Annotated in this window: 16 protein-coding genes and 7 pseudogenes; 19 read left to right on the top strand and 4 right to left on the bottom strand. The window is 37.0% G+C overall.

All coding sequences use genetic code 11. The annotated features are described in order from the left end of the window. Positions 1 to 279 precede the first annotated feature (279 nt). Positions 280 to 1,914 carry a diguanylate cyclase domain-containing protein gene (locus M44_RS10770; protein WP_010173495.1) on the top strand — a complete coding sequence of 545 codons (1,635 nt, stop codon included), beginning with the start codon at positions 280 to 282 and terminating at the stop codon, positions 1,912 to 1,914. 36 nt (positions 1,915 to 1,950) lie between these two features. On the opposite strand, the gene M44_RS10775 is transcribed toward M44_RS10770, so the two are convergent. After that, positions 1,951 to 2,331 (bottom strand): rhodanese-like domain-containing protein, encoded by a 381-nt coding sequence (locus tag M44_RS10775; protein WP_010173496.1) that lies wholly within the window; start codon positions 2,329 to 2,331, stop codon positions 1,951 to 1,953. A gap of 153 nt (positions 2,332 to 2,484) precedes the next feature. On the opposite strand from M44_RS10775, the pseudogene M44_RS22390 reads away from it, so the two are divergent. The 4 genes and pseudogenes from M44_RS22390 to M44_RS22395 all read left to right on the top strand — a co-directional run bounded on the left by M44_RS22390 (position 2,485) and on the right by M44_RS22395 (position 8,470). Then, a pseudogene (locus M44_RS22390) lies at positions 2,485 to 3,321 on the top strand (lipoate--protein ligase family protein). 380 nt (positions 3,322 to 3,701) lie between these two features. Beyond that, positions 3,702 to 6,251 carry a vitamin B12-dependent ribonucleotide reductase gene (locus tag M44_RS10785; protein ID WP_010173500.1) on the top strand — a complete coding sequence of 850 codons (2,550 nt, stop codon included), beginning with the start codon at positions 3,702 to 3,704 and terminating at the stop codon, positions 6,249 to 6,251. A 1,415-nt stretch (positions 6,252 to 7,666) separates the two neighbouring features. After that, the gene (locus tag M44_RS10790) at positions 7,667 to 7,978 is read left to right on the top strand and encodes a hypothetical protein (RefSeq protein WP_010173504.1); all 312 of its coding nucleotides are present in this window, start codon (positions 7,667 to 7,669) and stop codon (positions 7,976 to 7,978) included. Between the two features lie 210 nt (positions 7,979 to 8,188). Then, on the top strand, positions 8,189 to 8,470 hold the full coding sequence (locus M44_RS22395; RefSeq protein ID WP_010173506.1) for an NUDIX family hydrolase: 282 nt from the start codon (positions 8,189 to 8,191) through the stop codon (positions 8,468 to 8,470). Positions 8,471 to 8,538: 68 nt separating this feature from the next. Here the strand turns inward: M44_RS22395 and M44_RS27515 are convergent, their stop codons facing one another. Next, positions 8,539 to 8,679: a hypothetical protein gene (locus M44_RS27515; RefSeq protein WP_010173508.1), complete on the bottom strand. Its 141-nt coding sequence runs from the start codon at positions 8,677 to 8,679 to the stop codon at positions 8,539 to 8,541. Positions 8,680 to 8,800: 121 nt separating this feature from the next. On the opposite strand from M44_RS27515, the gene M44_RS10805 reads away from it, so the two are divergent. Next, positions 8,801 to 9,151: a DUF2200 domain-containing protein gene (locus M44_RS10805; protein ID WP_010173510.1), complete on the top strand. Its 351-nt coding sequence runs from the start codon at positions 8,801 to 8,803 to the stop codon at positions 9,149 to 9,151. Between the two features lie 140 nt (positions 9,152 to 9,291). Then, positions 9,292 to 10,175 (top strand): annotated as a pseudogene (locus M44_RS22400) (patatin-like phospholipase family protein). 9 nt (positions 10,176 to 10,184) lie between these two features. On the opposite strand, the gene M44_RS10815 reads toward M44_RS22400, so the two are convergent. Continuing rightward, complete coding sequence (locus tag M44_RS10815) at positions 10,185 to 10,520, bottom strand: SA1362 family protein (RefSeq protein ID WP_010173512.1); 336 nt, start codon at positions 10,518 to 10,520, stop codon at positions 10,185 to 10,187. A gap of 81 nt (positions 10,521 to 10,601) precedes the next feature. Continuing rightward, positions 10,602 to 11,524: pseudogene (locus tag M44_RS22405) on the bottom strand (DUF1385 domain-containing protein). A gap of 226 nt (positions 11,525 to 11,750) precedes the next feature. Here M44_RS22405 and M44_RS10825 point away from each other — a divergent pair. The 12 genes and pseudogenes from M44_RS10825 to spoIIIAD all read left to right on the top strand — a co-directional run bounded on the left by M44_RS10825 (position 11,751) and on the right by spoIIIAD (position 18,980). Next, a complete protein-coding gene (locus tag M44_RS10825) occupies positions 11,751 to 12,287 on the top strand; it encodes a YqhR family membrane protein (RefSeq protein WP_010173516.1) in 537 nt (178 codons plus the stop codon). A gap of 76 nt (positions 12,288 to 12,363) precedes the next feature. After that, positions 12,364 to 12,774 (top strand): annotated as a pseudogene (aroQ, locus tag M44_RS28215) (type II 3-dehydroquinate dehydratase); the annotation flags it as partial. Between the two features lie 18 nt (positions 12,775 to 12,792). After that, positions 12,793 to 13,854, top strand: a complete 1,062-nt coding sequence (locus M44_RS10830; protein WP_010173518.1) for a M24 family metallopeptidase — start codon at positions 12,793 to 12,795, stop codon at positions 13,852 to 13,854. 19 nt (positions 13,855 to 13,873) lie between these two features. Beyond that, entirely contained in the window at positions 13,874 to 14,431 is a 558-nt protein-coding gene (gene efp / locus M44_RS10835; RefSeq protein ID WP_010173520.1) for an elongation factor P, read from the top strand. A gap of 139 nt (positions 14,432 to 14,570) precedes the next feature. After that, positions 14,571 to 14,693, top strand: a pseudogene (locus M44_RS26240) (histidine phosphatase family protein); the annotation flags it as partial. 532 nt (positions 14,694 to 15,225) lie between these two features. After that, entirely contained in the window at positions 15,226 to 15,681 is a 456-nt protein-coding gene (locus M44_RS10845; protein WP_029326846.1) for a GNAT family N-acetyltransferase, read from the top strand. 26 nt (positions 15,682 to 15,707) lie between these two features. After that, a complete protein-coding gene (locus tag M44_RS27635) occupies positions 15,708 to 16,199 on the top strand; it encodes a carbohydrate kinase family protein (RefSeq protein ID WP_202795623.1) in 492 nt (163 codons plus the stop codon). After that, a complete protein-coding gene (locus M44_RS27640) occupies positions 16,169 to 16,597 on the top strand; it encodes a carbohydrate kinase family protein (RefSeq protein ID WP_202795624.1) in 429 nt (142 codons plus the stop codon). Before M44_RS27635 ends, M44_RS27640 begins: the two co-directional genes overlap by 31 nt. A gap of 319 nt (positions 16,598 to 16,916) precedes the next feature. Further along, a pseudogene (gene spoIIIAA / locus M44_RS22415) lies at positions 16,917 to 17,842 on the top strand (stage III sporulation protein AA). After that, a complete protein-coding gene (gene spoIIIAB, locus M44_RS10860; protein WP_010173527.1) occupies positions 17,835 to 18,350 on the top strand; it encodes a stage III sporulation protein SpoIIIAB in 516 nt (171 codons plus the stop codon). Before spoIIIAA ends, spoIIIAB begins: the two are co-directional and overlap by 8 nt. 11 nt (positions 18,351 to 18,361) lie before the next feature. Continuing rightward, a pseudogene (spoIIIAC, locus tag M44_RS22420) lies at positions 18,362 to 18,569 on the top strand (stage III sporulation protein AC). Positions 18,570 to 18,593: 24 nt separating this feature from the next. Continuing rightward, positions 18,594 to 18,980: a stage III sporulation protein AD gene (spoIIIAD, locus tag M44_RS10870; RefSeq protein ID WP_081447509.1), complete on the top strand. Its 387-nt coding sequence runs from the start codon at positions 18,594 to 18,596 to the stop codon at positions 18,978 to 18,980. Positions 18,981 to 18,990 lie beyond the last annotated feature (10 nt).

Genomic DNA, 18,990 nt, shown 5'->3' on the forward strand with positions numbered 1-18,990 from the left:
ATGGTTAGATCCTAAAGAAGTTGTCAACTTTCTAATGGAATAGTTCATAATAGGTATCCATCAGGATGCCTTTTTCTTTATGATTCTGAAACGATGATGAATAAGTTAAAATTACCCCATCACGTTACGTAAACTTGCGGAGATCTAGGGCATATAGGGGGAGTCAAGATATCAGGTTCTCTCTATCTAGTCTAGTAATAGTGTGACAGTTAGAATATAATGTTTATGTAGAATGAAGTTGAAGTATGTCGAATTAATTTAATTGATAGGAGTTCATATATGACGATTAAATTGCGCACTTTTGTGGCGTTACTTTTTGCTGTTATCATTATTCTTTTAACGGTTAGTTTAAGTTATTTTATCGGTCAGCAATCAAGCGAAAAAGTAACAGCTGAAATTGGAAATTCTTTATCTACAACGGCTTATCAAATGGCCGATAAGTTAGATTTTTTTATGTGGTCTAGAGAAGGTGAAATTGAAGTACTAAGTGAATTAGAAGCACTTAAAGACTTAAACAATATAGAAGAAATGAGTAATTTACTCGAGCAACTGCAAGAAAGCTTCCCAGCCTTTTCATGGGTAGGAATTACAGACAAGGATGGAAAGGTTATAGCAGCAACAGATAACATCCTAAAAGGTGCGGATATCAGTATGCGTCCGGTCTATATGGAAGGAATAAAAGGACGGTTTATTGGGGATGTGCATGATGCGGTGCTGCTTGCCGATTTGTTACCAAATCCAAGCGGAGAACCTATGAAGTTCGTAGATATCAGCAGGGCGATTGAAAATGATGAGGGCGAGCCTATTGGAGTATTAGCTGCTCATTTAAGCTGGGATTGGTCAAAACAGGTGGAACGCGATCTGCTGCGCCCTTTAGAGAACAATTTACAAGGTGCAGAAGTGTTTATTATTAGTAAATCAGATGAAACCGTGCTCCTCGGTCCAAATAAAATGGTTGGTTCGAAGCTTGAGTTGCGAAGTATTCAGCAGGCTCAAAACGGAAAGAATGACTGGCAATTAGAGACATGGCCAGATGAGAAAGAATATGTGACGGGGTATTCCTATGGTCAAGGGTATCAAAATTATGAAGGATTAGGCTGGACGGTCCTTGTGCGAATTCCAAAGGAGATTGCCTATCAACCGTTAGAGGATCTTCAACAATCTATTCTACTAATCGGATTAGGCTTTGCTGTCTTGTTCTCATTTTTAGGATGGTACCTATCAGGATTCTTTACCAAGCCTCTTCGTAAAATTACGATTTCTGCTAATCAATTGATGCTCGGTCAAAATGTTGAAATCCCCGAGTACAAGGGGATTAAAGACATAGAGATTTTATCTACAACCTTACGTGACTTAGTATCCTCTCTAGTGAAATCTGTGAAAGATTTAAATGACATGGAGTCTCTCGCTCATCATGACAAGTTAACAGGTTTATATAATAGAATCTACTTAGATACGTATATAGAAAAAGAAAGTAAACAAGCTATGATAAACGGAGATACGTTAACCTATTTATTTTTGGATCTAGACGGTTTCAAATTAGTGAACGATCAATATGGTCATGAAGCAGGAGATGTTCTTTTAAAAGAGGTTGCCAATCGATTAACACAATCGATATCCCTAAATGACCAAGCCTTTCGCATAGGAGGAGACGAATTCCTTTTAATCCTTCACACTTCTGAACATAACTACCAAGATGTTGCAAATAAAATAGGTGATGAAGTGATTCATCGATTAAATTTACCATTCGAGCTTCCTCAAGGGGCGGTTCATATTGGGTGTAGTATAGGAGCAGCTGTTTGGAAAAGTGAAGAGCAGGACGGAATAGATATCATCCGTTATGCAGATGAAGCATTATATGAATCGAAGCGTACAGGAAAGAATAAACTTACATTCTCATCAACTGCTAATTAATAAAGGCTTGAAGGAATATCCCTTCAAGCCTTCTTCTTATTTCTTTTTCACTTTTCCAGACCAGCCTCTGAAGCCGCCTTTTAAGTGGTAGATATCTCTGTAGCCTTTTTTGTATAGCATTTGAGCTGCACGTCCACTACGAAGTCCGCTTTGACAATACAAATAGATCGGTTGGTCTTTGCGGAATTCCCCCATACGCATTTTTATTTGTGAAACAGGGATGTTACGGGAACCTAGAATGTGACCACCTTCGAATTCATTTGGCTCACGAACGTCTACAAGCTGTGCTTTTCGGTAACCAGCAATAAATTCATCTTGAGTTAACGGTTTAACAGAACGTTTTTGTAAAAAGTAAGATACCACCGTATAAACAATGATAGCTCCTAGAATAATTAAAATAATACTTACTGTATCCACTAATGAAACCCCTCTCTTTTCTCTACGCTATTTCTATTATATTCATCTCGGGTGAATCTTTCAAAGTAAATTTCATCTAGTTCACAATTCTTTGTTTTTTTCATGACATTTGGTAGACTATGATAAGATTTTGTTCTAGGAAGAGGGATTTGGATGGCGAAGGAAACATGGAGATATATTGATTCGGGAAATTGTTCCCCTTTTTTTAATTATGGCATTAGACGAGGCGTTATTAGACTGGCATAGTGAAGGAAAGATTCCGCCAACTATTCGTTTTTATGGCTGGAATCCTGCCACTCTTTCCATCGGGTATTTTCAAAAAGTAGAGAAAGAAATCAATTTAGACAGAGTAAAAGAATTAGGTTTAGGTTTTGTCAGAAGGCCAACTGGAGGAAGAGGCGTTCTTCATGAGCATGAGCTTACCTATAGTGTTATTGTGGCAGAAGACTATCCTGACATGCCAAAAACCGTAACAGAGGCGTATCGCGTCATCTCAGAAGGAATCTTAAAAGGATTTCATTATCTAGGACTTGAAGCGTATTTTGCTGTTCCTCGAACAGAAGAAGAAAAGAACTCGTTAAAGAATCCAAGGTCATCCGTTTGCTTTGATGCACCTAGCTGGTATGAATTGGTGGTAGAAGGCCGTAAGGTAGCAGGCAGTGCACAGACGAGGCAAAAGGGAGTCATCCTGCAGCATGGTTCAATATTGCTCGATTTAGATGAAGATAAATTATTCAGTGTCTTCCATTATCCAAATGATCGAGTGAAAGAAAGAATGCAGCGGGCCTTTAAGAGTAAAGCCGTTCCTATTAATGATATTGCCAAAGATACGATTACAATCGAGCAAGCAAAAGAAGCATTCTTTAAAGGATTCAAGAAGGATTAAGTGTTGAATTAAAACCCTATACTTTAACTGAAGAAGAAGTAATGTACGTTGAAAGACTAGCAGATGAAAAATATGCAAGTCATGATTGGAATTATAGAAGATAACATAGTACCTTATTATTTTGCGAAAATAGAGCTTAGAGAAATTCTCTAAGCTCTTCTTCATTGTCCCTATAAAATTTTTGTCTTTCTTTATCGAAATTCTGTAAAGTTTGCAACTGTAAAATTAATTCTATAACGGCTTCAAATAGATATTTTTCACGAAATATCTAGCAATATCTCTGAATATCTTGCTTTTTGTGATTTGACACAAATTTAGGTTATTGACCGATATATCCATATGTAGTATAGTTCTAAAGTGAACAAACACTATATATTGTGTAAATGTTGTGTAAAGAGGATTTGAACCTCAAAATATGGGTACTAATAGAATACAACTAGATTTCCATAGATGATAGTACCAGAGGAGAAAGGGAGTTGTATTTATGTCAATTGCTTCTGAGCAAAAAGTGTCATTAAATGTAGAACGTTTAAACAAGGATATTCAATTATTTCCACAGGTACACCCAATAAAAGAGGATATGAACATCACTCACAAGGGTGTTTCTCGTTTAGTCATGATTGATCGTTACACATTTAAGGATACTGAGAAGGTAACGCTGACTGATGGAGATTTTGTTGTCTTAACGATCAAGGATGATCCGAAGTTTCCTGCAAGAGGGTTAGGCTTTATTCAAAAGATAGACTGGGAGCAAAAGACAGCAGACGTTTTAATTGAGGAAGAATATCGTGGTGCTATTGATCACCCTGAAGAAGCCAAAAAAGGGGTGGTGACACGAAACCTAGATGTCATTGAAAAACCTTTAGAAATATATTATGAACAAATCGCAAAACGAAATGCGACAGGTCTAGCCTCTGCTGAAAAAACAGAAGAATTGCGTCAAGAATGGTTCCAAAAATTTTATAACGAGCTTGTTCATTTGCGGTTTGTCCCAGCAGGACGCGTATTATATGGAGCAGGAGCAGGAACGGATGTTACATATTTTAACTGCTACGTTATGCCGTTTGTCCAAGATTCACGAGAAGGCATTTCAGAGCATCGCAAGCAGGTAATGGAAATTATGAGCCGCGGTGGTGGTGTAGGAACGAACGGTTCAACCCTTCGCCCTCGAAACACATTAGCTAAAGGAGTTAACGGGAAATCAAGTGGTTCGGTTTCTTGGTTAGATGATATTGCCAAACTGACACATCTTGTTGAGCAAGGTGGATCAAGACGTGGGGCCCAAATGATCATGCTATCAGATTGGCATCCCGATATTGTGGAATTCATTATAAGTAAAATGCAAAATCCACGCATTCTTCGCTTCCTTTTAGAACAAACAGAAGACGAGCATATTCGCAAAGCGGCAACCAACAAATTGAAGTTCACTCCACTAACGGCTCAAGAAAAGTCTATGTATCAGGGTATTTTGAACTACAAATCCATTCCTGGATGTGGTGGATTTGAAGCTGGTGTTATTCGTGATGCAGAAGAAAAGTTATCTAAAGGTGGAACATACACAGTTCATAATGCAGAATTTCTTACAGGGGCTAATATTTCCGTTTGTTTAACAGATGACTTTATGAAAGCCGTAGAAGAAGATCGAGATTACGAGCTTCGTTTCCCAGATGTTGAAAGTTACAACGAAGAGCAAATGAAGTATTACAATGAAAACTGGCATCAGGTTGGAGATGTTCGTGAATGGGAAAAGCAAGGATATGCTGTAAGAACGTATCGCACCATCCGTGCTAAAGAGCTTTGGAATTTAATTAACATTTGTGCAACGTATTCGGCTGAGCCAGGGATCTTCTTTATCGATAATGCAAACGATAAAACAAACGCAACGGCATATGGGCAAAAAGTAGTGGCGACAAATCCTTGCGGAGAACAACCACTTGCTCCATATTCTGTCTGCAACTTAGCTGCCATTAATCTAGCAGAATTCGCAAATAAAGAGTCAAAAACAGTAGATTTTGAAAAACTAAAACAAACTGTGGCCATTGGTGTTAGAATGCAAGACAACGTGATTGACGCTACTCCATACTTTTTAGAAGACAATAAAAAGCAAGCGCTTGGTGAAAGACGTGTTGGTTTAGGAGTGATGGGACTTGCTGATCTATTAATCTACTGTGAGAAAGAATATGGTTCAGAAGAAGGCAATCAACTAGTGGATCAGGTCTTTGAAGTCATCGCCACAACCGCTTACCGTGAATCTATTGATCTTGCGAAAGAAAAAGGTAGCTTCCCGTTCCTTGAAGGCTCAACGGAAGAAGAAACAAACAGACTGCGCCAAGCTTTTACTGAGACTGGGTATATGAAAGGCATGCCTGAGGATATTCGTGAAGATATCTTAACATACGGTATTCGTAACTCTCACTTACTAACTGTTGCACCTACTGGAAGTACTGGTACGATGGTTGGGGTAAGTACAGGACTTGAGCCGTATTTCTCCTTTACGTACTACAGAAGTGGTCGTCTAGGTAAATTTATTGAAGTGAAAGCGGATATTGTTCAAGAATATTTAGATCATCATCCTGATGCAGATCCTCACGCTCTCCCTCATTGGTTCGCAACAGCCATGAGCTTAAAGCCTGAGGCACACGCAGATGTTCAATGTGTCATCCAACGCTGGATCGACAGCTCTATTTCCAAAACAGTGAATGCACCAAAGGGATATACGGTGGAACAAGTTGAAAAGGTGTATGAGCGTCTGTATAAAGGTGGAGCAAAAGGTGGTACCGTATACGTTGACGGAAGCCGTGACGCACAGGTACTAACATTAAAAGCGGAAGACAACACATTTGAAGAAGAACACAAAACAGAGGAAGCCAAAGTGGTTCTAGTTGATACCATCCAAGAATTACGCTCTACTAACGTAACCATTGGTTCTGAAGTAGGAAACACATGCCCAGTTTGCCGAAAAGGAACCGTTGAAGAAATCGGTGGGTGTAATACATGTACGAACTGTAATGCACAGCTGAAGTGTGGGTTATAATCATACTCATTCAGCATTAACTTTTACCCCTTTAGATTGATAGGATCTAAAGGGGTGTTTTTGGTAGAGATCTATTTTGCAATCTAGAATAATCATTGAAAATATCAGTTTAGTGTAATGTAAGTGGACTGTTATGGTTATTCAAATTTAGGTCTAGATTGTAGATTAGGGGCTTGCTGGATTTTTAATAATTTGAAATAATTGGTATTAGATGAGAGGACAGAGATAATTGAAGTTAATTTGAAAAGTTATATATACTACTTCATTTTAAATAGTGTTATTAAAATGAAGTAAGTTCTAATGAAGAATCACTGTACAGTACCGGGGTGGGAGATTTGATATATCTGGACCGATTTATTTCAATTTTTATAACATTTACATTGTAGCCGTTAAAGTTAATCTAAAGTTTGACAGAAGCTTGAAATTGGCTAATAGTAATCCGATAGAATGAATATTCATTGGCTAAAAATCTGAGATTCTTACCATTAACTCGGGATTTTAAATCGTTGATCAAACAAAACGATAATATAGTTGGTAAGTGTGATAACATGCTACACACGTATAAATAAAGGCTGTCCAAAATGAAAGTGACCGATAAAAATCATTTCTAATTTCTACCTCATCATCCTCACGATTTGAAAGACTAAGACCAGTTGCATGAAGATAAAATACACACAATGTAATTAACACACCGATTATAAGGGTGAATTCTATAGTCGGGCGGTTAGATAGTAGACTTCCTATCTTGGGCAGCCCCCACAAAAAAAGAATAGTAATACTAAGAGTAATTATTTTCATTATTATTTTGATGTTCAAATACATAGATTTTTCCCTACCTATCATCATATTCCATAATTTAACTTCTATTAAACTTTACATTATTAGCAGAAAATTGTAAATAATAAAATTAATGTTTTGAGATACGTATATTTTTTGATAAACTTAAGATTCATAATCTTTCTTACTATTAAAAAGGAGAATATGGATAGTGGTCTATTTATGAGGGACAAAGTCCCTGTCCCCTTATCTATTTATTAAGAGGTGGTATAAGCTATGGAATTCTTAATTATGTTTTTATTTGTCTTTATACTTTGTATGTGTATAGGTACAGTGTTAAATATTCTCTTAAATATGAACAAAAAAAATTAATTGGCTTCTTACTTTATTCATAAGTTTATTTGTAGCCATTTTAGCTCAGACTTTAAATTTTATGTAGATGATATTAGAAGGACAGCCTAAGTTCCGGGCGAACTAATAATAGTGATTCATTAAGGGAAAAGGGTGCCAATCATTAGTGATATGTGCGCTCTTTTTTCTATCATAGTTCTTAGTTTTTTGTATTGTGAATATTTAGAAAATAATGGATAATTGGTAGTGGTAGGAAATATTACCGATGATAGAAAGGGGGAATAAAAATGTACTGGGAAACATTACCTCAATTCGTTTGGGTTCTATTCTACTTATTTTTACTTTCGACCATTGGACTATCTATATGGAATTTACGCTCAAAGAAACGGTATAAGCTTGCCCTTTTCACCATTGTTGTCACAATTTTAATTCCAATTGTAGGCATATTGAATAGTATGTCTAGATATGAGGGAATGAATGAACTAGAGTATCTGATAAGCAAGTTACTGGAAGGAGAAATTTGGAGTTTACTTGTGATTATTGGTTTACTATACATCCTTGTATACTGGTGTATGATTCTTTTCAAAAAGAAAAGATAGATAAAACTAGGTAATACAATAGATACATTGCTTGTAACAAGTACTATGGTTGGAAAAAGTAGATATTCAAGCAGTAGTCACTACATATTACTTACTCTTACTTACAAGGATTTAAATCCTATTTATCAAATGTTTTCCTTTAGCCAATTAAAATGAAGTGATAACCTTATAGCCCAATATGAAACATTCTAAAGATCAAGAGGAATAAAGATGGGCATTTTCTTTGAAGAGAGCAAATTTGTAAGCAGCAACACATTTAAACGAATCCATACTCTCATGTTTCAGATGACTTCCCATTACTATTGGTGTGAACTATCCAACAAAAAACGAGTTTCTCAACAACTGGATGACTATGAAGATTTTCTAGAGTTCAATCCTAAATGGGTTACCCTTGAAGAAGCTATCACCCAAAATAAGATGCTTATGAGTCAATTTCGGGATAATAGTTGGCTGAAAAGAGAAACATTTGTATTAGCTGAATTAAAAAAATGAGCTATGGACATGGTAGACAATAAAAAACATGATGAGAAAAACGCCTACAAAGGCGCTCCATTTTAATCTTATTCAACTTTTCCATCGTTCCCTTTATCAATCCCTGTTACATTATTGATTACTTGTGCAACTAGGTTTAGTCCTTGATCAACGGTATTCATTGAATCAGATTTTTGCCCAATCTCTTTTGATTTTTCTTGTCTTTCCATGTTATCACCTCCTATCTTAGGTTTTGTAGAAGGCATGAAAATATTACAAATGATAGATATAAATTATAGATTCTAGTTTTGATCGAATCATTAAACCATATACAAATTAGGAGGATTGATTATGACGAAGCATAAAATATATACCATGAGTTTTGCAACAGTGTACCCCCATTATATTACGAAGGCTGAGAAAAAAGGACGGTCAAAAGCGGAAGTGGATGAGATTATCAGATGGCTAACAGGTTACACACAAGAAGAATTTGAGGAGCAACTTGAAAAACAGACAGACTTTGAAACGTTTTTTGAACATGCCCCGCAAATGAACACTTCACGAGAGTTGATTAAAGGTATCATTTGCGGTGTTCGAGTAGAAGAAATAGAAGAACCAACGATGAGAGAGATTCGATACTTGGATAAGCTTATTGATGAATTAGCCAAAGGAAAAAAGATGGAGAAAATCTTGAGGAATTAGCTCAAAGAATATTTCTCTAGGTAAAGAGAATGACAACCTATATACATATGATTGAATGTCTAGCACCTGATAATTTTTGTTCTAAACTTCTTATCCCACTTCTTATACTGTAACAAGTCACTTCTAAGGGAGACAGGAGAATGAAGATTGATGGAGTGTTTTCAGGAGGAGGAATAAAGGGGTTTGCTTTAATCGGAGCTGTTAAATCAATTGAAGAGCGCGGATTTACGTTCGAGCGTGTGGCGGGCACCAGTGCGGGTTCAATCATTTCAGCCTTTATTGCAGCAGGCTATTCAAGTGATGAAATGCTTCAAATAATGAATGAAACTGAATTTGCAGAACTGTTAGACCCGAGTCTTCAACTCATACCAGGACCTGTTGGTAAATGGTTATCCATATACTTTCAATTAGGCTTATATAAAGGAAAGGCTTTAGAAAAGTGGTTAAACACTAAGTTGAACAATAGAGGAATCTATACGTTCAAAGATCTTCCAAAGGATTCCCTTCGAGTAGTCGCATCGAACTTATCAACGGGTCGCATGCTCATTCTTCCAGATGATTTAGAGAAATACGGGAGGTCACCAAGTGATTTTTCTGTCGCACGTGCGATTAGAATGAGCTGTGCCATTCCGTATTTTTTTCAACCAGTGAAGCTGAAACGGATAAAACGATTGATTATATAGTCGATGGGGGCGTATTAAGTAGCTTTCCGATGTGGCTTTTTGATTCGGATAATGTGAAGAAAATTCGTCCAGTCTTAGGTATTAAATTAAATTATAGTTATACCCAGCAAGAGAGAAATACCATTAAAAATGCCATTCAAATGTTTGGGGCCTTATTTGAAACGATGAAAGAGGCTCATGATGCTAGATATGTATCAAGAAAGCATGAAAAAAATATCATCTTTATTCCTATTGAGGATATCTTAACTACCCAGTTTGCGATTACAGAAGAACAAAAAAATACCCTTGTCAAACAAGGGTACGACCAAGCCGAGCAATTTTTTAAGAAATGGTCTTATTAAAGGGCGCGGTTATTTTTTTTGTCTTTTTTTACCTTCAATGACAGTTAGCTTAACATCGGAGCGTTTGCGTAAAGGTTTTTGAATCTTTTTTGTTTTCTTTGGCTTTGTTTGGGAAGCAGAAAAGCGTCTTTTAGACTGCTTAGCTGCCTTCCGGTAAGACCAATTTGCAGAACTACCTGAGCGCCTCGAAATATAGAAACGATAAATTCCATAAAATATGGCGCCAATGACAACAATCGTTAGTAGGCGTTGAAAAAGTGAAAATGGATCGTTAATAAGCGTACTGACTAAGCCAACGACACCAAATAGAACAATCGCACCAACTATAAGTGAACGAGCTTTCAATTAAAGCACCTCCTCCTGTTATGACAGGAAAGAAATTAGGGGCTATTCCTTAATAAGTAGTTTAGACAATCTCTTCTTCTTTTACTCCTGTTTTTCCTCTTTTTCCACGTTTAGCAGTTCATTAAACGACGCAATCGCTACTTCAACTTGCTGATCATCCGGCGCCTTCGTTGTGAGAAGCTGCAGCCATAACCCTGGATACCCTAAAATCTTAAACCTGGAATGTCTCGGACTTTATTGGTTAACTGTAGTACCTCAAATGAAATGCCAAGAACAACTGGTATGAGCAGTAATCGGTTTAACAGTCTAAACCATAACGGATCAGCAGGAACGAGTAAATAGACAAAAAATCCGACAATAACGGTAAATAAAATAAAGCTACTACCACAGCGGTAATGCAATCTAGATTGTTTCTGTACATTCTCAACGGTTAAATCAAAATTGTTTTCATAGGCATTAATCACCATATGTTCTGCACCATGATACTGAAATACTCGTTTAATTAACGGGGTTAACGAAATCACATAAATATACGAAAGTAATAAAATTAACTTAATCAAGCTCTCGATTAACACCGTAGCAAAGACAGAAGGAAATAGGGGCTGAGTAAAGTCTGCTAAAAATGCAGGAATCAAAGTGAATAAAATTTTCCCAAATAAGAAAGATAACACCCCGACAGCTGCTACTCCTAGTATCATCGTAAGCTTACTCGTTTCTTCCTCAGGTTTTATTTCATGATCCTGAGCCGGGTCTACATCATACCGGTCTGTAGAAAAGTTTAAGTGCTTAGTGCCATTGGCACTTGCTTCAATAATAGCTACAATTCCACGTAAGAAAGGAATTTTCTTTAGTCTTTGTATGGACGAAATCGTTTTCTTTGGAGCACGGAAATAGTCAATACTACCATCTTTTCTGCGAATGGCTGTCACGGTGTGTTTTTTTCCGCCAAACATAACACCTTCCACAACAGCTTGACCTCCGTATATTGGTTTTTGTTCGTTCATCGTAGTCTACACCAACCTAGTTTACTTATTTTCCGTTTCATTTTGTGTTTATACTCATAAGAGCATACGCACTTTTACTGAGAGAATGCTCTTATAAAACGAAAGATTATCCCTATTCTACTAAAAATTCTACCTTTACACTAGGTTTAGGTTATTTTTCTCATAGAATCTGTTCAAAACGGTCAAAATAGAAAAAGAACTACAGTAGAAGCATGGAGGTATCGTGATGGCGCAAAAGAATGAAAAATTAGAGCAAAATCAGAAAGAGAAGCCATTATCATTTTTAAGTGTAGTAGCTTTAACTGGATTTATTGGAGGGTTATTTTGGAGTTCGCTGGGCTTTATTTGTTATATGTTTCATTTCACTAAGTTAGATCCACGCATCATTTTTGAACCTTGGGCTGTTGGTGATTGGAAGTCTACTTGGTTAGGGATCGTTCTTTCGATTGTTGCTTATGGAATTGTATCCATAGGGGTGGCGTATGTGTATTATGCAGTATTACGCAGATTTAAAAGTATGTGGGTAGGCGTTCTTTATGGATTAGGATTATTCCTTGTTGTATTTTTAGTTCTACATCCTTTGTTTAAGAGCATGAACCCACTATTTGAGACAGATGCTAACACACTCATTACATCTATTTGTTTATATAGTCTATATGGCCTGTTTGTTGGTTATTCCATATCGTATGAAGAGAATGAATTGAGAAAGCCACATAATAAGGACAAAGAGCAGGATTCTTCATCAAACGAGGTTTCTACATAGAGTTACCCCTCTAACTATGGTAGAATATTCTTGTTGAATATTTTAGTAATAGGTGTGAATCCATGTGAAGATAATGATGATGAATGGTCCCAATTTAAATCAATTGGGCAAAAGGGAACCTGAGATTTATGGCAGTACAACGTTAAATGAGGTAGAACAACAAGTGAAAAAGGTAGCAACAGGACTTGGAGTAGAATTGGATACGTTTCAGTCGAACCACGAAGGTGCGTTAATTGATAAGATTCATGAAGCGTATGATGAGGGCGTAAATGGAATTATAATAAATCCAGGTGCTCTTACACATTATAGCTACAGTCTTCGGGATGCCATTGCATCCATAGACATTCCTGTTGTGGAGGTTCACATAAGTAATATTCATAGCCGAGAAGAATTTAGGCATCAGTCTGTTACTGCACCTGTTACAGTGGGACAAATCATAGGGTTAGGTCATCATGGATATGAATTAGCGTTAATTGCGTTACTAAATGTTTTAAGGGGAGAGAGAATGAATAGAGTAGAAAAGTTACGAGCACAGCTGGACAATGAGAATGTGGATGCATTTTTACTGACAAGTGAATTTAATAGAAGATACATAACGGGCTTCACTGGTTCTGCTGGAGTTGCTCTAATCACGAAGGAACGAGCATTATTTGTCACAGATTTTCGTTATGTAGAGCAAGCAACTGAACAATGCGCGGACTTTGAAATTGTTGAACATGGTGGTAACATTCCTCTAGAGATAGCTCGTCTAGTAAAAGAACTGAATATTTCTCGCATAGGATTTGAAAAAGACCACGTTACATACTCAAGCTTTGAACTGTTTAACGGAGCGATAGAGGGAGAGCTTGTACCTGTTAGTGGTGTCGTTGAAAAATTACGCTTGATTAAGACTAATGAAGAGATTAAGATATTAAAGGAAGCTGCAGACATTGCGGACGCAGCATTTAAGCATATTTTAGACTTCATCAAACCTGGTAAAACAGAGCTTGAAGTATCTAATGAGCTAGAGTTCTTTATGAGAAAATGTGGAGCTACTTCATCTTCTTTTGATATTATCGTGGCATCAGGATATCGCTCTGCACTTCCACACGGTGTTGCTAGTGACAAAGTAATCCAAACAGGCGAACTGGTTACATTAGACTTTGGTGCTTACTATAAGGGCTATGTTTCCGATATTACTCGTACTGTAGCTGTTGGTGAACCTAGTGATAAACTTAGAGAGATCTATAACGTAACACTTGAGGCTCAATTGAAAGCGATGGAACTACTGAAACCAGGCTTAACAGGTAAAGATGCAGATGCAATAGCAAGAGATTACATAAAAGAACATGGATATGGTGAATACTTCGGACATTCACTAGGTCATGGAATTGGATTAGAGGTTCATGAAGGACCTGGACTATCCTTCCGTTCTGACGTTGTTCTAGAGCCAGGTATGACAGTAACTGTTGAGCCAGGTATCTATATTGCAGGTGTTGGCGGAGTGCGTATCGAGGATGACACACTTATAACTGAGAGTGGAAATGAGAGGTTCACACATTCTACAAAAGACTTACTAATTCTTTAATGTCTAGGAGGACAATATCATGATTTCTGTTAACGATTTTCGTACAGGCTTAACCATTGAAGTGGATAACGGTATTTGGAGAGTATTAGACTTCCAACACGTTAAACCAGGTAAAGGTGCAGCATTCGTACGCTCAAAGCTTCGTAACCTACGTACAGGTGCCATCCAAGAGAAAACATTCCGTGCAGGTGAAAAAGTAGGAAAAGCTCAAATTGATAACCGTAAAATGCAATATCTATATGCTAACGGAGATATGCACGTATTTATGGATACAGAATCGTACGATCAAATTGAACTGCCTGCAACTTCTATTGAATACGAACTAAAGTATTTAAAAGAAAACATGGAAGTCCACATCATGATGTACGGGGGAGAAACTCTTGGGGTAGAGCTTCCAAACACAGTGAATTTAACTGTAACGGAAACAGAACCAGGAATTAAAGGAGACACTGCAACAGGTGGATCGAAACCAGCAACAGTTGAAACAGGTCTTATCGTAAACGTACCTTTCTTCGTTAACGAAGGTGATGTGTTAGTCGTAAATACAACGGATGGATCTTACGTATCAAGAGGCTAATCATAAACTTTTTAAAAATAGATGATCGTGGCTAAGTCTTAAGGGACTTAGTCTTTTTTGTTGTGTGGTATTGTCATATATTAGAAAATAGTGGATAATCTTAATCAATTCTATAGGGAGGAAGTGAAGAGAAGTTCCTATGATATACGTCATTCGACACGGACAAACCGACCTAAATAAAGAAAGAAAATTGCAAGGTAGAATGGGCCTTCCTCTTAATGAGTATGGCATTCATCAAGCAAACGTTTTGAAAGTCAAATTAAACCAAACATAATTCATTTATAGGGTACATACTAGAGAAATAGAGTAGGCAATCTTATCTAATCATAGGTTAGTAGATTAATGCACTACTCTGTTAAAAACGTTTAAATAAACCTTTATGAACATAGAACTTATGGTGAAAACAATTGAATGTCTAAATTTTAACCAATCATAGAATGGATGAGGGGATTATTATACAAAACTTACGCGAAATCCACGAATAAAAAATACATACTTGAAGAAAGTAAAAAAAGGATATCAATTATAATGAAGTTAGTAGGGATTTTCATACTTCTGATGGTCTGTAATTTCTTTCTATTTATATCATTAGGGGCTTTTTTCAGTAGCGATCTTCCATACGAATCAGCCATTTATACGATGGGCTCAATGATTGTTATATTGTTAACCGTTGTGCTATCTGTGCTAGTTTATCTTATTAGTAGTTTAAAAAATATGTCTAACCAAAAAACATATTAACCATTATCTATGGAAGTAAGGAATGATTCTATGCTGGAAAATATAACAATTGAAGAATACACAAACCAGTACCAAACCTAATACTGAACATACAGCAACATGAATATAGTGTATCTATCACAAAAGAGGACCAGCCAGATTTACTCATAATTCCAGGTTTCTATCAAATAAGGAAAGGGAATTTCTGGATTGCTCGAATAGAGGATCGAGTAGTAGGAACGATTGCTCTATTAGATATTGGGAATGATATGGTGGCATTAAGAAAAATGTTTGTGGATAAAGAATATAGAGGGGCTAAGGTTGGAGTGGCCTATAGATTATTGAAACACGCCTTAGCATGGGCAAAGGAAAAAGCGATTCACCAACTATTTTTAGGGACTACCACTCAGTTTCTGGCAGCTCATAAATTCTATGAGAAAAATGGATTTACTAAACTAGAAAAAGAAGAGCTGCCAAGTACGTTCCCTCTAGTGAAGGTTGATAAAATCTTTTATAAGCTATATATAAGATGATTTATAGTAAGGAGAGTTGAATGTATATGAAAAAAATATTAGTAATCGGTGGAACGACTTACGATTCAATCATTACGCTAGAACACTTACCAGAACCTAAGTCACAAACCATTCATTATGCTCCCTTTCATGAGACAATTGGTTCAACTGGAGCAGGAAAGGCCTTGAATCTGGCAAAATTAAACGTGCAAACAACCCTTCATTCTATCATTGGGAAGGATGATTATGGTGAAAAAATCATTCAATATCTTGAGGGTGGAAACGTAGATTTTGTCTATGACTTTGACCCTAAAGGGACAGAACGACATGTTAACATCATGAATCAGCAGGGTGACAGGATTTCCATTTTTGTTTCAAATTCCTCCGATGAGCTACCCCTTAATATGAATCGGTTAGAAGAACTCATAGAGGATTGCGATCTTATCGTATTAAATATTATTAGCTACACAAAACAACTGATTCCTCTCATTAAAAACACAAGAAGCCTGTGTGGACGGATCTCCATGATTATGATGTAGGAAATCCTTATCACCAAGATTATATTGAAATAGCAGACTACATTTTTCTCAGCTCTGATCAATTGAACGAATACAAACCTATTATGGAAAAATGGATTAGCGAAGGAAAGCAATTAGTTGTTTGTACTCATGGAAAAAAAGGGGCGACAGCTCTAACCCAAGACAGAAAATGGGTAGAAATGCCAATAATATCATCGTATCCCTTTGTAGATGCCAATGGTGCAGGGGATAGCTTCTTTTCTGGATTTTTATATGGGTACCTTCATGGATACACGACAGAAGAAAGCTTAAGATTTGCTACCATCTGTGGAGGATTATGTGTAACATCAAAAGAACTAGTTATGAGCGGGTTAAGTGAAGAAACGATACAAGTAGAATTTAAAAAACATTATACATAGTTTTAAGTTCTTTACTAATTGTAGACACAACTAAAGATACAATATGTGATCACTCCAATTTCAATGGTGTGATCTTTTTATGCGTTATTGTAGATATTGTTAATTGGATTACGGTGGAGAGAATTTAGAAGCTCCAAAGTTCACTGATTTTTTTGATAGAACGATATCACCATTCTAGAACATCTGGGTTCTCATACAATCATTTTGTTAAATTCTCCTTGATTAAATTTCGATTTTCACTCCCCCCCATTTGGAATAATCTCCTCTTGCTAGAATACATATGAATAGTAGACAAGCTGGGTTCTAAAGGAGGCATTCTATGAAGGAAATATTGTCGCTCTTACCTCAAACCATTTCTAGTAAGCTGTTGGAACTGCCAGTGGATATTTTGCAGGAAGTAGAGGAAATTAGAATTCGAATCGGGAAGCCCGTTGAGATTCTTCATAAGCAGCATCATCGGTATCTTCATCACGTAACAAATGAGCGGGATGCCCAGCGGTTTATGGAGCAAATAGCAGAGCACTCTTTTTATCGGTTAGAGGAAGAGTTGAAACGTGGGTATTTGACGATACCTGGAGGTCATCGAATAGGATTAGCAGGTAAAGTTATACTCCAAAGCGGTGAAGTAAAAGGGATCCGAGAGGTTTCTTCTTTCAACATACGAGTGGCTAGACAGAAAATTGGCACTTGCGAACGATTTGTTCCTAGTCTGTTTGACCAAAAATGGAAGCACACGATGATTATTGGTCCACCTCAATCAGGCAAGACCACACTATTACGGGATCTTGCACGATTCGTATCATCAGGTAATGGACAAGGCATCCCTTCCTTTAAAGTTGGGATTGTCGATGAACGCTCTGAAATAGCTGGTTGTGTCAAAGGTGTCCCTCAGCTTGAACTGGGTAATCGTGTAGATGTTTTAGATGGTTGTCCTAAAGTAGAGGGAATGATGATGCTCATTCGTTCTATGAGCCCAGATGTTCTAGTAGTAGATGAAATAGGCAGAAAAGAAGATGGGGACGCCATTTTAGAAGCGGTGAATGCAGGTGTTACGCTTATGATGAGTATCCACGGATCATCATTACAGGACGTCAAAAACGACCGGTTGCAAAGGAAATTATTGAGCTTGGCGTTTTCGAGAGATTTATTGAATTATCACGCCAGAGTGGACCTGGGACAGTTACGACCATCTATGATCAATTAGGAAGAGCTTGCAAAACAAGAGAGAGTGTTCCTTATGGTTAAGCTTATAGGTGCCGCCTTTATCATTATCGCGACAACCTGGGCTGGTCTTCAAGCATCTTCGTATTTAAGCGAACGACCAAAGCAGCTGCGAAGCTTAAAGAGTGCGCTACAAAGCTTAGAAGCCGAAATTCTATACAGTCACACTCCTCTTCATGAAGCAGCGAGAAAATTATCAAGGCAATTGACAAAGCCTCTATCTTGGTTTTTCGAAGCCTTTTCCTCAAAGTTAACGACGAAGGAGACAACTGTACAAGAAGCATGGGAAGAGAGTTTGGAAGAGGTATGGAAATTTACTGCTTTAAAGAAGAGTGAGTTAGAAATACTCAAGCAATTTGGTGAAAGCTTAGGTAGGTATGATATTGCCACTCAACAAAAACAAATTGTTCTGGCATTAACCCACTTGGAACGGGTCGAGAAAGAAGCTCATGAAACTCAACAAAAATACGAAAAGATGGCGAAAAGCTTAGGTGTGTTAACAGGACTATTAGTAGTCATACTGTTGCTATAAGGAGGAGAACGATGGGGATTGATATTGATGTCATTTTTAAAATTGCAGGGGTAGGTATTGTGGTAGCGTTTATTCATACGATTTTAGATCAGGTAGGGAAGAAAGAATATGCCCAGTGGGTAACCTTAATGGGGTTCCTCTACATTTTATTTATGGTGGCATCTATCGTTAATGAATTATTCCAAAAAATTAAAATCAGTCTTTCTATTTCAAAGCTAAAGCTAGGAGGTTAGTCCGATTGAAATTCTTCAAATTGTAGGAATATCCTTAATCGCAACATTTTTAGCCATCATCATAAAAGAACAAAAACCAAATTATGCCTTTCTATTTGTTGTGTTTGTTGGGTGCGTTATTTTCCTCTTTTTAATTGAACAGATTTATTACATTCTATCTATGCTAGAAAAAATAGCGGTGAACGCCAATATTAACATGATGTATTTAGAAACGATTCTAAAAATTATTGGAATTGCTTATATAGCGGAATTTGCCTCACAAATTACTAAGGATGCTGGGCAAGGAGCGTTAGCATCAAAAGTAGAGTTAGCTGGAAAAATCCTTATCCTGGCCATGGCTGTGCCCATATTAACAGTCCTTATTGAAACAATCATCGCAATGATACCTACTAATTGATAGAGCAATA

It is taken from the genome of Bacillus coahuilensis m4-4 (assembly GCF_000171615.1).
Lineage (GTDB): Bacteria > Bacillota > Bacilli > Bacillales > Bacillaceae_K > Bacillus_T > Bacillus_T coahuilensis.

What these genes read in the sequence shown, in the direction of transcription:
- M44_RS10770 (WP_010173495.1), top strand. Translation starts at nt 280, where the DNA reads ATGACGATTAAATTGCGCACTTTTGTGGCGTTACTTTTTGCTGTTATC.
- M44_RS10785 (WP_010173500.1), top strand. Translation starts at nt 3,702, where the DNA reads ATGTCAATTGCTTCTGAGCAAAAAGTGTCATTAAATGTAGAACGTTTA.
- M44_RS10790 (WP_010173504.1), top strand. Translation starts at nt 7,667, where the DNA reads ATGTACTGGGAAACATTACCTCAATTCGTTTGGGTTCTATTCTACTTA.
- M44_RS22395 (WP_010173506.1), top strand. Translation starts at nt 8,189, where the DNA reads ATGGGCATTTTCTTTGAAGAGAGCAAATTTGTAAGCAGCAACACATTT.
- M44_RS27515 (WP_010173508.1), bottom strand. Translation starts at nt 8,679, where the DNA reads ATGGAAAGACAAGAAAAATCAAAAGAGATTGGGCAAAAATCTGATTCA.
- M44_RS10805 (WP_010173510.1), top strand. Translation starts at nt 8,801, where the DNA reads ATGACGAAGCATAAAATATATACCATGAGTTTTGCAACAGTGTACCCC.
- M44_RS10825 (WP_010173516.1), top strand. Translation starts at nt 11,751, where the DNA reads ATGGCGCAAAAGAATGAAAAATTAGAGCAAAATCAGAAAGAGAAGCCA.
- M44_RS10830 (WP_010173518.1), top strand. Translation starts at nt 12,793, where the DNA reads ATGAATAGAGTAGAAAAGTTACGAGCACAGCTGGACAATGAGAATGTG.
- efp (WP_010173520.1), top strand. Translation starts at nt 13,874, where the DNA reads ATGATTTCTGTTAACGATTTTCGTACAGGCTTAACCATTGAAGTGGAT.
- M44_RS27635 (WP_202795623.1), top strand. Translation starts at nt 15,708, where the DNA reads ATGAAAAAAATATTAGTAATCGGTGGAACGACTTACGATTCAATCATT.
- spoIIIAB (WP_010173527.1), top strand. Translation starts at nt 17,835, where the DNA reads ATGGTTAAGCTTATAGGTGCCGCCTTTATCATTATCGCGACAACCTGG.